This is a genomic window from Caldicellulosiruptor kronotskyensis 2002 (assembly GCF_000166775.1).
Lineage (GTDB): Bacteria > Bacillota > Thermoanaerobacteria > Caldicellulosiruptorales > Caldicellulosiruptoraceae > Caldicellulosiruptor > Caldicellulosiruptor kronotskyensis.
On record NC_014720.1, the window covers coordinates 1,999,934 to 2,013,428 of the forward strand.

The 13,495-nt window shown below is 38.2% G+C and carries 11 protein-coding genes; 1 reads left to right on the forward strand and 10 read right to left on the reverse strand.

What is annotated here, in order from left to right; translation table 11 throughout:
- Positions 1-118: 118 nt before the first annotated feature.
- Positions 119-1,606 (forward strand): oligosaccharide flippase family protein, encoded by a 1,488-nt coding sequence (locus CALKRO_RS09265; RefSeq protein WP_013430770.1) that lies wholly within the window; start codon positions 119-121, stop codon positions 1,604-1,606.
- Here the strand turns inward: CALKRO_RS09265 and CALKRO_RS09270 are convergent.
- From CALKRO_RS09270 to rpoC, 10 genes are all read right to left on the reverse strand, one after another.
- Complete coding sequence (locus CALKRO_RS09270) at positions 1,577-2,188, reverse strand: hypothetical protein (protein ID WP_013430771.1); 612 nt, start codon at positions 2,186-2,188, stop codon at positions 1,577-1,579. The two genes, CALKRO_RS09265 and CALKRO_RS09270, sit on opposite strands and share 30 nt — an antisense overlap.
- A gap of 21 nt (positions 2,189-2,209) precedes the next feature.
- A complete protein-coding gene (locus tag CALKRO_RS09275) occupies positions 2,210-2,830 on the reverse strand; it encodes a YigZ family protein (protein ID WP_013430772.1) in 621 nt (206 codons plus the stop codon).
- Positions 2,831-2,959: 129 nt separating this feature from the next.
- Positions 2,960-3,382, reverse strand: coding sequence for an NUDIX hydrolase (locus CALKRO_RS09280; protein WP_013403739.1), 423 nt, complete (start codon positions 3,380-3,382; stop codon positions 2,960-2,962).
- A gap of 92 nt (positions 3,383-3,474) precedes the next feature.
- A complete protein-coding gene (gene hflX, locus CALKRO_RS09285; RefSeq protein WP_013430773.1) occupies positions 3,475-5,001 on the reverse strand; it encodes a GTPase HflX in 1,527 nt (508 codons plus the stop codon).
- 156 nt (positions 5,002-5,157) lie between these two features.
- Entirely contained in the window at positions 5,158-6,360 is a 1,203-nt protein-coding gene (tuf, locus tag CALKRO_RS09290) for an elongation factor Tu (protein ID WP_013403741.1), read from the reverse strand.
- A gap of 83 nt (positions 6,361-6,443) precedes the next feature.
- The gene (gene fusA / locus CALKRO_RS09295; protein ID WP_013430774.1) at positions 6,444-8,519 is read right to left on the reverse strand and encodes an elongation factor G; all 2,076 of its coding nucleotides are present in this window, start codon (positions 8,517-8,519) and stop codon (positions 6,444-6,446) included.
- Positions 8,520-8,548: 29 nt separating this feature from the next.
- Positions 8,549-9,022: a 30S ribosomal protein S7 gene (rpsG, locus tag CALKRO_RS09300; RefSeq protein ID WP_013290053.1), complete on the reverse strand. Its 474-nt coding sequence runs from the start codon at positions 9,020-9,022 to the stop codon at positions 8,549-8,551.
- Positions 9,023-9,089: 67 nt separating this feature from the next.
- Positions 9,090-9,527 (reverse strand): 30S ribosomal protein S12, encoded by a 438-nt coding sequence (gene rpsL / locus CALKRO_RS09305; RefSeq protein WP_013290052.1) that lies wholly within the window; start codon positions 9,525-9,527, stop codon positions 9,090-9,092.
- A gap of 23 nt (positions 9,528-9,550) precedes the next feature.
- Entirely contained in the window at positions 9,551-9,805 is a 255-nt protein-coding gene (locus CALKRO_RS09310; protein ID WP_013430775.1) for a L7Ae/L30e/S12e/Gadd45 family ribosomal protein, read from the reverse strand.
- Between the two features lie 179 nt (positions 9,806-9,984).
- Positions 9,985-13,476, reverse strand: a complete 3,492-nt coding sequence (gene rpoC, locus CALKRO_RS09315; RefSeq protein WP_013430776.1) for a DNA-directed RNA polymerase subunit beta' — start codon at positions 13,474-13,476, stop codon at positions 9,985-9,987.
- Positions 13,477-13,495: the final 19 nt, after the last annotated feature.

Sequence of the window (13,495 nt, forward strand, 5' to 3'; positions counted from 1 at the left end):
TTTTTAAACTCCTATTTTGCTCAATATGGAATTATAAATTAGATTTAAAGCTAATGTCAAATGAAATTGGTACATAAGATTTAATAATGAACAAAGATTAGCTTGTGATGAGAGAAAGATGAATAAAAAGATTTTAAAGCAAATCGTAATACTTACACTTTGTAATATATTAACATATAGCCTATTTTTCTTTTATAGAATATTCATATCGCGCAGAATTGGTTCTGTTGGTATGGCACTTTATACATTTGGTATGACACTTTATTACCTGTTTTACAGCATATCAAGTGGTGGGATTTTGACAGCTATTTCAAAATATATTGCTGAAATCTGCTATTCAGCTGGACTAAAAGTAAAAGTTGTCTTTGTGATGAGCAGGATACTCTTTTTCTGGAGCATTATAATTGCCATATTGTTTTGTGCATTAAATCCATTTTTCTGTGATATTGTATTTGCTACTCCACATCTCAAACACTTAGTATACCCTCTTATTGTGTGTATTGTGGTTGTAACACAGTCAGCTATTTTAAAAGGCTTTTTTTATGGCATTCAAAATCCTACTCCACCTGCCTTGGCAGAAGTATTTGAAAATATCGTCAGACTTTCTATCACCTGTCCCATTTTTTTAACAGTAGCAAAATCATCTTCACTTGACACAAAACTTCTTTTATCTTTTTTGGGAATTCTTATAGGAGAGTTCTCAAGCCTGAGTTTCCTTTGGATATCATATAGACTTAAAAATAAAAATACTCAGATTTCAATTAATTTATCTGACATTGTCCAAATATCTTCTAATGTATTCAAAGTTTCTATTCCTCTTGCCACAGCAAGTGTACTTGGAATGATTTTTCAATCGGTCGAAAACATGATAATTCCTAAAATGTTTGAAATCATTGGTAATACAAAAACTCAAGCAATTTCTATCTACGGAATAATTAATGGAATGAGCTTCCCAGCAGCAACTTTGCCACTTGTAATAATAAATTCACTATCCATAATAATTGTTCCTACCATCTCTGAAACAAAGATAAACACAAAAATTCTAAACTCTCGAATAAACTCTTTTCTCTTGCTTACCATTGCTATTTCATTGCCAGCAACATGTATATTCTTACTTTTTCCTTTACAGATTTGTAGTTTACTATACAAAAACCCTCAAGCAGGAGTGTATCTTAAACACATTGCACCTGCAATAGCATTTTATTATCTTTCTGTTGTACTTTCAAGTTTACTTAATGCACTTGACAAGGTCTATTTTAATTTTATTTTAAATACAGTACTGACAGTAGCAAGATTGATAGCCTATATCCCGGCAATATTACTTTTCAAAAGTGAAACCCCTTATATCTGGATTTCAAACCTATTTGCTCTTATTTCATGCATCATAATGATTGAAAAGATATCAAAGCTTGAGTTTGAATTTATTCTTGAAAAAAGGATAATTTTTCTCATATTCCAATTTGCAGTTGTGTGCCTGCTTATATTTACCATACTTATTTATCTGAACATAACTTCAATGCAAATCTTCATTATCCTGTTTTCAGCAGGATATTTTCTCAGCGTTTATTTTATCCTTCTATATCAGAAAAGGCGTAAGAAAGACTGAAGGCAAATATATATAAAGCAAACTGTAAAAAAGCACAATTACAAATACTACTGCCAAGGCCTTTGCCCTTGTTATTCCGAAACCCTTTGAAAGTGCTTCATAAACGGATATCAAGAAAAACATCTCTGACACTTTAAAAACTGCATAGCCAATTGGTAAAAACCAGAAGATAATACCTATTAAAAATGTATATGACGGAAGAAGATACGATACTGTCAGTGTGGTTATCACTTGTGAAACATTAGCTCTTTTTGTTGTAGCAATGGAAGCTGCTAAAAAGACTATAATTACCAGCATAAAAAGCTTAAAAATTTGGTTTGAAAAAAGGGTAATGATAAGCCTTACCAGTCTTAAATTCTCTAAATCAGATTTTATCCTGTCTGTGAAAAATACAAGACCTGCTTCCCCTGGCATAATTTCATACCCTTTTCTTATCTGAAGGTAAACATAGATTGTAAAAAGTGCAATATATATCAAAAACACTACTATTCCTGCTACAAAATTGTTAAGAAGCGAAATGTTCTGAACAAAATAAAGTGGATTTGTAAAAAGGTGTTTACACACATTCTCTTTCTTGTACACAGCACATACACATCCTTTTTCCTAAATTGCTCTTAAAACTATCCCTTTTTTGTCAGCCAGGAAGTTGCCGGATGTAATATCCGAAACGTTCTTTATAAACTCATCCACCTCTTCTTTTTTGATTGCCAGCAACAAATCTACAACTTGCGAATATTCAATCTTTTCTATCTTTGTATTAAATCTTGAAGCAAGCCATTTAATTTTCTCAAAATCATAATATTCTACACTCAGTAAAACCTCTTCACACTCATGATACTCCAAAATACCTGCTTTTTCAAGCCCAAGGCTGGCTGCTTGTGTATATGCCCTGACAAGTCCTGACGCACCCAGCAGGATTCCGCCAAAATAGCGTGTTACTATAATCAGAACATTTGAAACATTATTCTTTCTTATTACCTCCATGACAGGAAGCCCGGCTGTTCCCTGTGGCTCACCATCATCCGAATATTTCTGTACAGGATATTCAATGCCATAGGTATACGCATACACGTTATGTGTTGCATTATAAAACTCTTTTCTGACCTTGTCAAGGAAGGTATTAACCTCATACTGATTTTCTACCCTGAAAACTGATGCAATGAACCTTGACTTTTTTTCAACAAATTCTACTCGGACATTTTGTGCAACGGTTTTAAATCCCATTTTTTATTTTAAGCCCCTTTGCCCTAATTAATTATATAACTATTTCTACATCAAAAAGGGCTGTCATTTTATGTTAAATTAAATGACAGCCCGTCAAAATTTTGTACCATATATATTATAAATTGTGATTTAAATATTCACAAGCTGTTTGTACTGTTCATACGCACAAGATGCCAGAGCCTTGTCTTGGCTGTAAGTAATCTTCTGGATAGCCTCTTCAATGTCAAAATATCCAGCATCAAAAACGTTTTCTTCCTTGTTCTCTTTTAAAAATTCTGGAGATTTTGCTTCCATAATATACCATATAATCTTGTTACAAACTGGTCTCTGACGTGTGACAGAATAGAACTCATAGCTTGTTTGACCTGCTGTAGAGAGAATTGAAGCATCAATCCCAACTTCTTCCTTAACCCTTCTTACCGCAACTTCGGGCGCAATCTCGCCGTTTCGAATAACACCTTTTGGAAACACCCATTCGCCCTTCTCGTTCTTCATGATAAAGATTTTTCCCTGGTAGAACACAACTCCACCAGCACAATTACGGATAAGCAATGCGGACAACCCCTTTCTTTTATTTTAATAAAAATTTCCCCCTACTTTAATAATACCCTCTTTGTTCACCATATTCAACAAATTTCATATAATTAAATCCTCTCAACAATCATATCAAGTAAAGTGCTAATGCCTCTGCCATCCTGAGCAGAGATAAAAACATGTGGAAGATTGTCAAACACATCTATACTTGAAAGGTCAACTTTATCTATCTTGTTATAAACCCTTATAACAGGGATATTTTCTGCTCCAAGCTGTTTTAGCAAATCCTCAGATACTTTTATGTGGTCATAATAATATGGGTCAGAAATATCTACAACGTTCAGTATAAGGTTTGAATACTTGACCTCTTCTAATGTCGAGGAAAATGCCTCAACAAGATGATGCGGCAAGTTTCTTATAAACCCAACAGTATCTGTGAGCAAAAATTCTTTGCCCTTGTGGTACACTCGTCTTGTTGTAGTATCAAGTGTTGCAAATAGTTTATCTTCTATTAGAACATCTGCTTTTGAGATTCTGTTCATGAGTGTAGACTTGCCTGCGTTTGTGTAACCAATTATTGAGACCACCGGCACCTGATTCTCTATTCTGCTTTTTCTTTGTACTTCTCTGTTTTTTTTCACCTTTTCAAGCTCCTTTTTTATCTCTTCAATCCTACGCTGGATATGTCTCCTGTCAATCTCAAGCTTGGTTTCACCAGGCCCTCTTGTTCCTATTCCACCACCAAGTCTTGAAAGTAGCACTCCAGTCCCACGCAGGCGCGGAAGCAAGGTCAAAAGCTGTGCAAGTTCTACTTGAAGTTTTCCCTCTTTGGTCCTTGCACGCCTTGCAAATATGTCAAGTATAACATCAGTTCTATCTATCACTTTTCTCAAAAGCAGTTCTTCTAAGTTTTTTATCTGAGCAGGCGAAAGTTCTCTGTTGAATATCACAACGTCAATGTCTTTTTGCTGACAGATAGAAAGTATCTCTTCTGCCTTACCCCTTCCTATAAAATACGCAGGGTCTATGCTCCTTCTTACCTGTACCACCTTGTCAACAACTTTAACCCCTGCTGTCTTGCACAGGTTCTCAAGCTCTTCTAAAAGGTGTCTGTCAAGCTCAGATGAACTCTTTGACCACACATCAACAAGTAAAGCTCTCTCTTCTTCTGCAAAAATCTCGTGAATTTTTTCTCTTTCCCTCTGTTTTTCATCTACTTCTGATATCTTGGATGAAATATCAAGATTGTAAAAATATTCTATTCTGTGCGGTCCAATCGTTTCAACCTCTTTTAAATACCTTCCCCAAAAAGCTATTGTAGCTTCTTCTGTCTTGAGAGAGATTGTCATTACATAGTCATACTTTTTCATTATAAGTGTAGAAAGTTCAGATATTGAAGGATGTGATAAAGAAGATAATCTTGTAAAGATTAACGCTGCTTTTTTAGGGAAAGAGTCCTGATTTTCCAATTCATCAAACTCCTTTTTTTCTATTAGAACCTCTTCAATTCTTCCTTTTCTATTCAAAGCAATTGCTATTTCTTTATTAAGATTTGTCGAAAATTCTTTCAATGTATTATAAATAAACTCATCAATCATATATTCTTCTGTCTGATAGGACTTGAGTTTTTGAATCATATTGTGGTAATACTCTCTTATTCGTGGCATAGAATTTGTTAAAAACACCTCCTTGATGTGCATTCACTTGGAAAAAATCTTTTGAGCCAAAAAAAGCCCAAACCTAAGTTTAAAAAGCTTTAAAGCTTTTCTGACCTTAGGCTTGGGCTTTTTTGATTATTCAATTATTGTTGTAACAGAACCTGCACCAACAGTTCTTCCGCCTTCGCGGATAGCAAATCTGAGTCCTGACTCAATAGCAATTGGAGAGATAAGTTCAACTGTCATTTCAACGTTGTCGCCAGGCATGCACATCTCTACACCCTCTGGTAGTGTGATTGTTCCTGTAACGTCTGTTGTTCTGAAATAAAACTGTGGTCTGTAACCATTGAAGAATGGTGTATGTCTTCCACCTTCTTCTTTTGTCAAGACGTAAACCTGTGCTTTGAACTTTGTATGAGGTTTAATTGTGCCTGGCTTTGCAAGAACCTGACCTCTTTCAACCTCATTCTTCTGAATACCTCTGAGAAGGCACCCTACATTGTCACCAGCAACAGCCTCATCCAATACCTTTCTGAACATCTCAATACCTGTTACAACTGTCTTTCTTGGCTCTGGAGCAAAACCAACTATTTCGACCTCTTCGCCTGTCTTGAGTGTTCCTCTTTCAACTCTACCTGTTACAACAGTACCTCTACCTGTGATTGAGAACACGTCTTCAATTGGCATCAAGAATGGTTTGTCAATGTCTCTCTGTGGTGTTGGAATGTATTTGTCAACTGCATCCATGAGCTCTAAGATGCACTGATATTCTGGAGCATTTGGGTCTTGTGATGTTGACTCTAAAGCCTTCAAAGCTGAACCTTTTACTATTGGTACTTCATCTCCTGGATAGCCATACTTGGAAAGAAGCTCTCTTACTTCCATTTCAACCAATTCAATCAATTCTGGATCATCTACCATGTCAACCTTATTGAGGAATACAACGATGTATGGAACGTTAACCTGTCGTGCAAGCAAAATGTGCTCTCTTGTCTGTGGCATTGGACCGTCTGCTGCAGAAACTACCAAGATTGCACCATCCATCTGAGCAGCACCTGTTATCATGTTCTTAACGTAGTCAGCGTGACCTGGACAGTCAACGTGTGCATAGTGTCTTGCGTCTGTCTCATACTCAACGTGTGCTGTGTTGATTGTAATACCTCTTTCTCTTTCCTCTGGAGCCTTGTCAATCTGGTCATAAGCCATAAACTGTGCTTTACCTTTGAGAGCTAAAACCTTTGTAATTGCAGCTGTCAATGTTGTTTTCCCATGGTCAACGTGCCCAATTGTACCTATGTTTACGTGTGGTTTTGTTCTTTCAAATTTAGCCTTTGCCATCCTGATTTTATCCTCCTTCACAATAATATTTTATTTATGTGAATTTTTAAAATTGCAACCGCAGTTTAAGATTATTTTAACACTTATTTACTCTTCATTTCAAGAATCTTATCAGCAATATTCTTTGGAACCTCTTCATAGTGGTCAAACTGCATGGTGTATGTTCCTCGACCCTGTGTCTTTGACCTCAGGTCTGTTGCATAACCAAACATCTCTGCAAGCGGAACATATGCACGAATAACTTGGGCATTTCCTCTAAGTTCCATACCCTCAATTCTTCCACGTCTGGAGTTGATATCACCCATGACATCACCCATGTACTCCTCAGGTACAACAACCTCCACCTTCATAATAGGCTCTAAGAGTACTGGGTCTGCCTTTTTCATGCCTTCTCTGAACGCCTGAGCTGCTGCAATTCTAAACGCCATATCGCTCGAGTCAACCTCGTGGTACGAACCGTCAAACAGTGTAACTCTTACATCCACAACAGGATATCCTGCCAATACACCTGATTGCATTGCTTCCTGGACACCTGCATCGACAGATGGTATAAACTCTTTCGGAATCACACCACCGACTATCTTGTTGACAAACTCATACCCTGCACCTCTCTCAAGTGGTTCAAGCTCAAGCCAAACGTGGCCGTACTGACCTCTACCACCAGACTGTCTAATATACTTACCTTCAACCTTGATAGATTTCTTGATTGTCTCTTTGTAAGCAACCTGAGGTTTACCTACATTTACCTCTACCTTGAACTCTCTTCTCATTCTGTCAACAATAATCTCAAGGTGAAGTTCTCCCATACCTGCAATGAGAGTTTGTCCTGTCTCGTGATTTGTAGATACTTTGAATGTTGGGTCTTCTTCTGCAAGTCTTTGCAGTGCAATACCCATCTTCTCTTGGTCAGCTTTAGTCTTTGGTTCAATAGCAACCTGTATAACAGGTTCTGGAAATTCCATAGACTCTAATACAATTGGATGATTTTCATCGCAGAGGGTATCGCCTGTTGTAGTATTGGAAAGACCAATTGCTGCACAGATATCACCAGCATATACCGCATCAACATCTTCTCTGTGATTTGCGTGCATATGCAAAAGTCTTCCTACTCTTTCTTTCTTATTCTTTGTTGAGTTATAAACGTATGATCCTGCATGAAGAACACCTGAGTAAACTCTCAAGAATGTTAGTTTACCAACATATGGGTCAGACATAATCTTAAATGCCAGTGCACAGAATGGTTCATCTTCACTTGTTTTTCTTTCAATTTCTTCGCCAGTATCAGGTGAAAATCCTTTTACTGCAGCAATGTCAACAGGTGATGGCAGATAATCAACAACTGCATCTAAAAGTGGCTGAACACCTTTGTTTCTATATGATGAACCACAAAGTACAGGTGTCATTTGCATGTTGATTGTAGCTTTTCTTATTGCAGCTTTGAGCTCTTCAACTGTAATCTCTTCACCCTCTAAATATTTCACCATAATCTCTTCATCAGTCTCAGCTACAGCTTCTAAAAGTTTAATCCTATATTCTTCAGCAATATCCTTTACTTCCTCTGGAATATCAGTTTCCTGAGATACTTTTCCAAGGTCGTCAACATAGATTATAGCCTTCATTGTTAGAAGGTCAACAATACCTCTGAAAGTATCCTCTTTCCCAATTGGAACCTGGATTGCAACTGGGTTTGCACCAAGTCTTTCTTTCATCATCTCAATGACATTGAAAAAATTTGCACCCATTATGTCCATCTTGTTAACATAAGCTATCCTTGGAACACGGTATTTGTCAGCCTGTCTCCAAACAGTCTCTGACTGGGGTTCTACGCCGCCTTTGGCACAAAACACAGCAATTGCACCGTCAAGCACGCGCAGAGACCTCTCTACCTCAACAGTGAAGTCCACATGTCCTGGTGTGTCAATAATGTTTATTCTATGACCTTTCCATTCACATGTTGTAGCAGCAGAGGTGATTGTAATACCTCTTTCCTGTTCCTGCTCCATCCAGTCCATGGTAGCAGTTCCTTCGTGGACTTCACCCATCTTGTGAACTTTACCTGTGTAAAAGAGAATTCTTTCTGTTGTTGTTGTTTTCCCCGCATCTATATGAGCCATAATACCTATATTTCTTGTTTTTTCAAGCGGAAACTGCCTGGGCAATTTCTTCTGTCCTCCTTGTCAAAATAGTATTACCATCTGTAATGTGCAAATGCTCTATTTGCTTCTGCCATTCTATGTGTATCTTCTTTCTTTTTGACTGCGCCACCTGTATTATTAGCTGCATCCATAATCTCTGCTGCAAGTTTCTCTTTCATTGTCCTTTTGTCTTTTCTCTCTCTCGCATACTCAACAAGCCATCTAATTCCAAGAGAAAGCCTTCTATCTGGTGCAACCTCAATTGGCACCTGGTATGTTGCACCACCAACTCTTCTTGGACGAACTTCTAATACAGGCATTACATTATTAAGAGCTGCCTCAAGTACTTCCAGTGGGTCTTTGCCAGTTTTTTCTCTTATAATATCAAACGCACCATATACAATCTTCTGCGCAATTGATTTTTTACCATCATACATAACTTTGTTAATAAGCTTTGCAACCACCTTATCATTATATACCGGGTCCGGCAATATTTCTCTCTTTTTAACCGGTCCTTTTCTTGGCAAGCTATTTCCCTCCTTCTACAAAACTGTAAATATTCATGCTGCTCTTTTCGTATACTTTTTACATATTTTATTTCTTTGCAGCGCCTGCTGCTTGTTGTTTTGGCCTTTTTGCACCATATTTGGAACGGCCCTGTCTTCTGTTAGCAACACCAGCACAGTCTAAAGTACCTCTTACAATGTGGTATCTGACACCTGGCAGGTCCTTGACTCTTCCGCCTCTTACAAGCACAACTGAGTGTTCTTGTAAGTTGTGACCAATACCAGGGATGTACGCTGTCACTTCAATACCATTTGTAAGTCTTACCCTTGCAACTTTTCTTAAAGCTGAGTTTGGCTTTTTAGGCGTAACAGTTTTTACAACTGTACAAACTCCTCTTCTCTGAGGACAGCTGATATCATAATATTTCTTCTTCAAAGAGTTAAACCCCTTTTGAAGTGCTGGTGCCTTTGACTTTTCAACCTTTTTCTCTCTGCCGTACCTAACAAGCTGGTTTATTGTTGGCATTCTTGCACCTCCTTGAAAAAATCTTATTCAATTATTGCGGCAGACGATGCTGCCACACTTATACCACAAATTTTGCCAAGCTCTTTTTTGGAATCCACAAACACAAGTTTTATCCCTTTTTGCTTGCACATATCTATTATATCCCTCACTACCCACTCATCGCTGTCCTTTGCGACAAAAACAACCTTCGCTTTGCCTTTTTGGATAGCTTGGGCAGTCTGGCGCGCACCAACTGTCTTTGGTGAAGTTTTTAAAGCTTCAATGTCTGATGATGACAAATTCACTTCCTCCCTCTTTTACATGGAAGGTGTAAAATTACACTCAAATATAATAACACTCAAATTATTTTATGTCAAGAAAGTTTAAAACCACATCTTTTGTTTTGTTGCAACTTTTAAAAATTTTTATTTTGGAGCGGGCATACCTTTTCTTTGAGGCATACCCGCAACCAATATCACTACTGATTTTCTTCAATAACAATATTTCTGTACTTTGCCATTCCAGTTCCTGCAGGAATTAACTTACCAATGATGACATTTTCCTTAAGACCAATTAGAGGATCAACTTTCCCTTTTATTGCTGCATCTGTCAATACTCTTGTTGTTTCCTGGAATGATGCAGCAGACAAGAACGACTCAGTAGAGAGTGCTGCTTTTGTTATGCCAAGTAGTACCCTTCTTCCAAGTGCAGGACGCTTTCCTTCTGCTATTGCCTTGTCGTTTTCCTCTTCAAATCTGTGTATTTCTACAATGTCGCCTGGCAACAGTTCAGTATCGCCTGGGTCTTCAATCTTGACTTTCTTCATCATCTGTCTGATTATTATCTCTATGTGCTTGTCGTTTATGTCAACGCCCTGCATCTTGTAAACTTTCTGTACCTCAGCTAAAAGATAGCTCTGAACACCTCTTGGTCCTTTTATTTTCAAAAGGTCATGTGGATTTATTGAACCTTCTGTCAACTCATCCCCTGCTTGAATATAATCACCATCGTTTACTTTTAATCTTGCACCGTACGGTATTTCATACGTTCTCTCTTCACCATTGTCATTTCGAACTGTTATTGTCCTCTTTTTGTCTTCTTTTATTGAAACATACCCTTCTATTTCAGAAATCACAGCAACACCCTTTGGTTTTCTTGCCTCGAACAACTCCTCAACCCTTGGAAGACCTTGCGTAATGTCTTGTCCAGCAATACCACCTGTGTGGAATGTTCTCATTGTAAGCTGAGTACCCGGCTCACCTATAGCCTGTGCAGCAATGATACCAACTGCTTCTCCAACATTCACCGGCTGGCCTGTACCAAGGTCAAGTCCATAACATTTTGTACAAACTCCGTATCTTGTTTTGCACTCTAAAACTGACCTTACATATACCCTGTTGATCCCCGCATCTACTATCTTTTTTGCTGCCTCTTCTGTAATTAGCTCATTTTTCTTTACTATTACCTCACCTGTTTTTTCATTTTTTATATCATCAGCTGCATATCTTCCTATAATCCTCTCTTCAAGTGTTTCAATTACCTCTGTGCCATCTCTTATCTCTTCAACCCATATGCCTTTTTCTGTTCCACAATCCTCTTCCCTTACAATTATGTCCTGTGCAACATCTACAAGTCTTCTTGTCAGATATCCTGAGTCTGCAGTTCTGAGCGCTGTGTCAGCAAGCCCTTTTCGTGCACCATGTGTTGAAATGAAAAACTCTATAACATTAAGCCCCTCTCTAAAGTTTGACTTTATAGGCATCTCAATTGTTTTTCCAGATGGGTTTGCCATTAGTCCCCTCATACCAGCAAGCTGTGATATCTGGTTTTTAGAACCTCTTGCACCAGAGTTAGCCATCATAAATATTGGATTGAATTCATCAAGATTCTGGATAAGTTCTTCTGTGAGCTTGTCTTTTGTTTCGTTCCATATAGAAATTACTTGTTCATACCTTTCTTGGTCAGAAATCAAACCATGTCTGTATAGTTTTTCAATGTTCTCAACCTTTTGTTCAGCCTCTGCTATGAGCTTTTGTTTGACTTCTGGAATAACCATGTCTGAAACTGAAATGGTAATTGCTCCTCTTGTTGAAAATTTAAATCCAAGTTCTTTTATCTCGTCAAGTATCTCTGCCGTTCGGGTATTTCCATAAACCTTTATACACCTGTCAATAATTTTCCCAAGCATCTTTTTGTCAACAAGTGTGTCAATTTCATACTTCAAAAGATTTTCTCTCTTGCTTCTATCAACAAAACCAAGATCCTGAGGAATTACCTGATTTAGTATAATCTTCCCCACAGTTGTCTCAACAAGTCCAGAGATAACTTCCCCATCTACTTCTGCTGTTCTCTTAACTTTTATCCTTGCGTGAAGTCCAACAACCTTGTGCTCATATGCCAAAAGCGCTTCTTCTTCTGATGAGAATATCATCCCCTCACCCTTGTCACCTTCCTTTTCAAGAGTGAGGTAGTAAATTCCCAAAACCATATCCTGGGTTGGAACCACAATTGGTTTGCCATCTGCTGGTTTTAATAGGTTATTTGCAGAAAGCATCAAAAACCTTGCTTCAGCCTGAGCCTCGGCAGAAAGTGGAACGTGCACCGCCATTTGGTCACCGTCAAAGTCAGCATTGTACGCTGTACAAACCAGTGGGTGAAGTCTTATAGCCCTTCCTTCAACAAGCACTGGCTCAAAAGCCTGAATACCAAGCCTGTGTAAAGTGGGTGCTCTGTTTAGCAGGACTGGATGATCTTTTATTACCTCTTCTAAAATATCCCAGACTTCACTTCTCTGTCTTTCAACGGCTTTCTTTGCATTTTTTATGTTGTTGCAGATTCCTTTCTCAACCAGCTTTTTCATGACAAAAGGTTTGAAAAGCTCTAAAGCCATCTCTTTTGGAAGCCCACACTGGTAAATCTTAAGCTCAGGCCCAACAACTATAACAGAACGCCCTGAATAGTCAACTCTCTTTCCCAAAAGATTCTGTCTGAACCTTCCCTGCTTTCCTTTGAGCATATCGGAAAGTGACTTGAGCGGTCTGTTGCCAGGACCTGTTACCGGTCTTCCACGCCTTCCATTGTCTATAAGAGCATCAACAGCTTCTTGAAGCATTCTCTTTTCATTTCTGATAATTATATCCGGTGCACCTAAATCCATTAGTTTTTTAAGCCTATTGTTTCTGTTTATTACTCTTCTGTAAAGATCATTCAGATCTGACGTTGCAAACCTTCCACCGTCAAGCTGGACCATTGGTCTGAGTTCAGGTGGAATGACTGGTATAACATCAAGTATCATCCATTCAGGACGGTTACCAGACTTTCTAAAAGCTTCAACAACCTCAAGTCTTTTGATAATCTTTAGTTTTTTCTGTCCTGTTGCAGTCTCAAGTTCTTGCCTCAGCTCCTGCGATAGCTTGTCAAGGTCAATTTCCTTCAAAAGCTCTTTGATTGCCTCTGCTCCCATCCCTGCCTTGAACCTGTCACCATACTTCTCTTTTAGTTCCCTGTATTCTTTTTCAGAAAGAATCTGTTTCTTTTCTAAATTTGGCACATCGCCCGGGTCAATTACAACATATGCAGCAAAATATAACACTTTTTCTAAATTTCGGGGTGTAATGTCCAAAATAAGTCCCATTCTGCTTGGAACACCTTTGAAATACCAGATGTGAGAGACAGGGGCAGCAAGTTCAATGTGCCCCATTCTCTCACGTCTTACCTTCGCTTTTGTCACTTCAACACCGCACTTGTCACAAACAACACCTTTATATTTGACCTTTTTATACTTTCCGCAGTGGCATTCCCAGTCCTTCGTTGGACCAAATATCTTTTCACAGAAAAGCCCATCCTTTTCAGGCTTGAGTGTCCTATAGTTTATAGTCTCGGGTTTTTTTACTTCACCGCGCGACCATTCTCTTATCTTTTCAGGAGAAGCAAGACTAATTTTAATAGCATCGAAATTGAACAAATCCATCGGTCTTAACACCCACCTT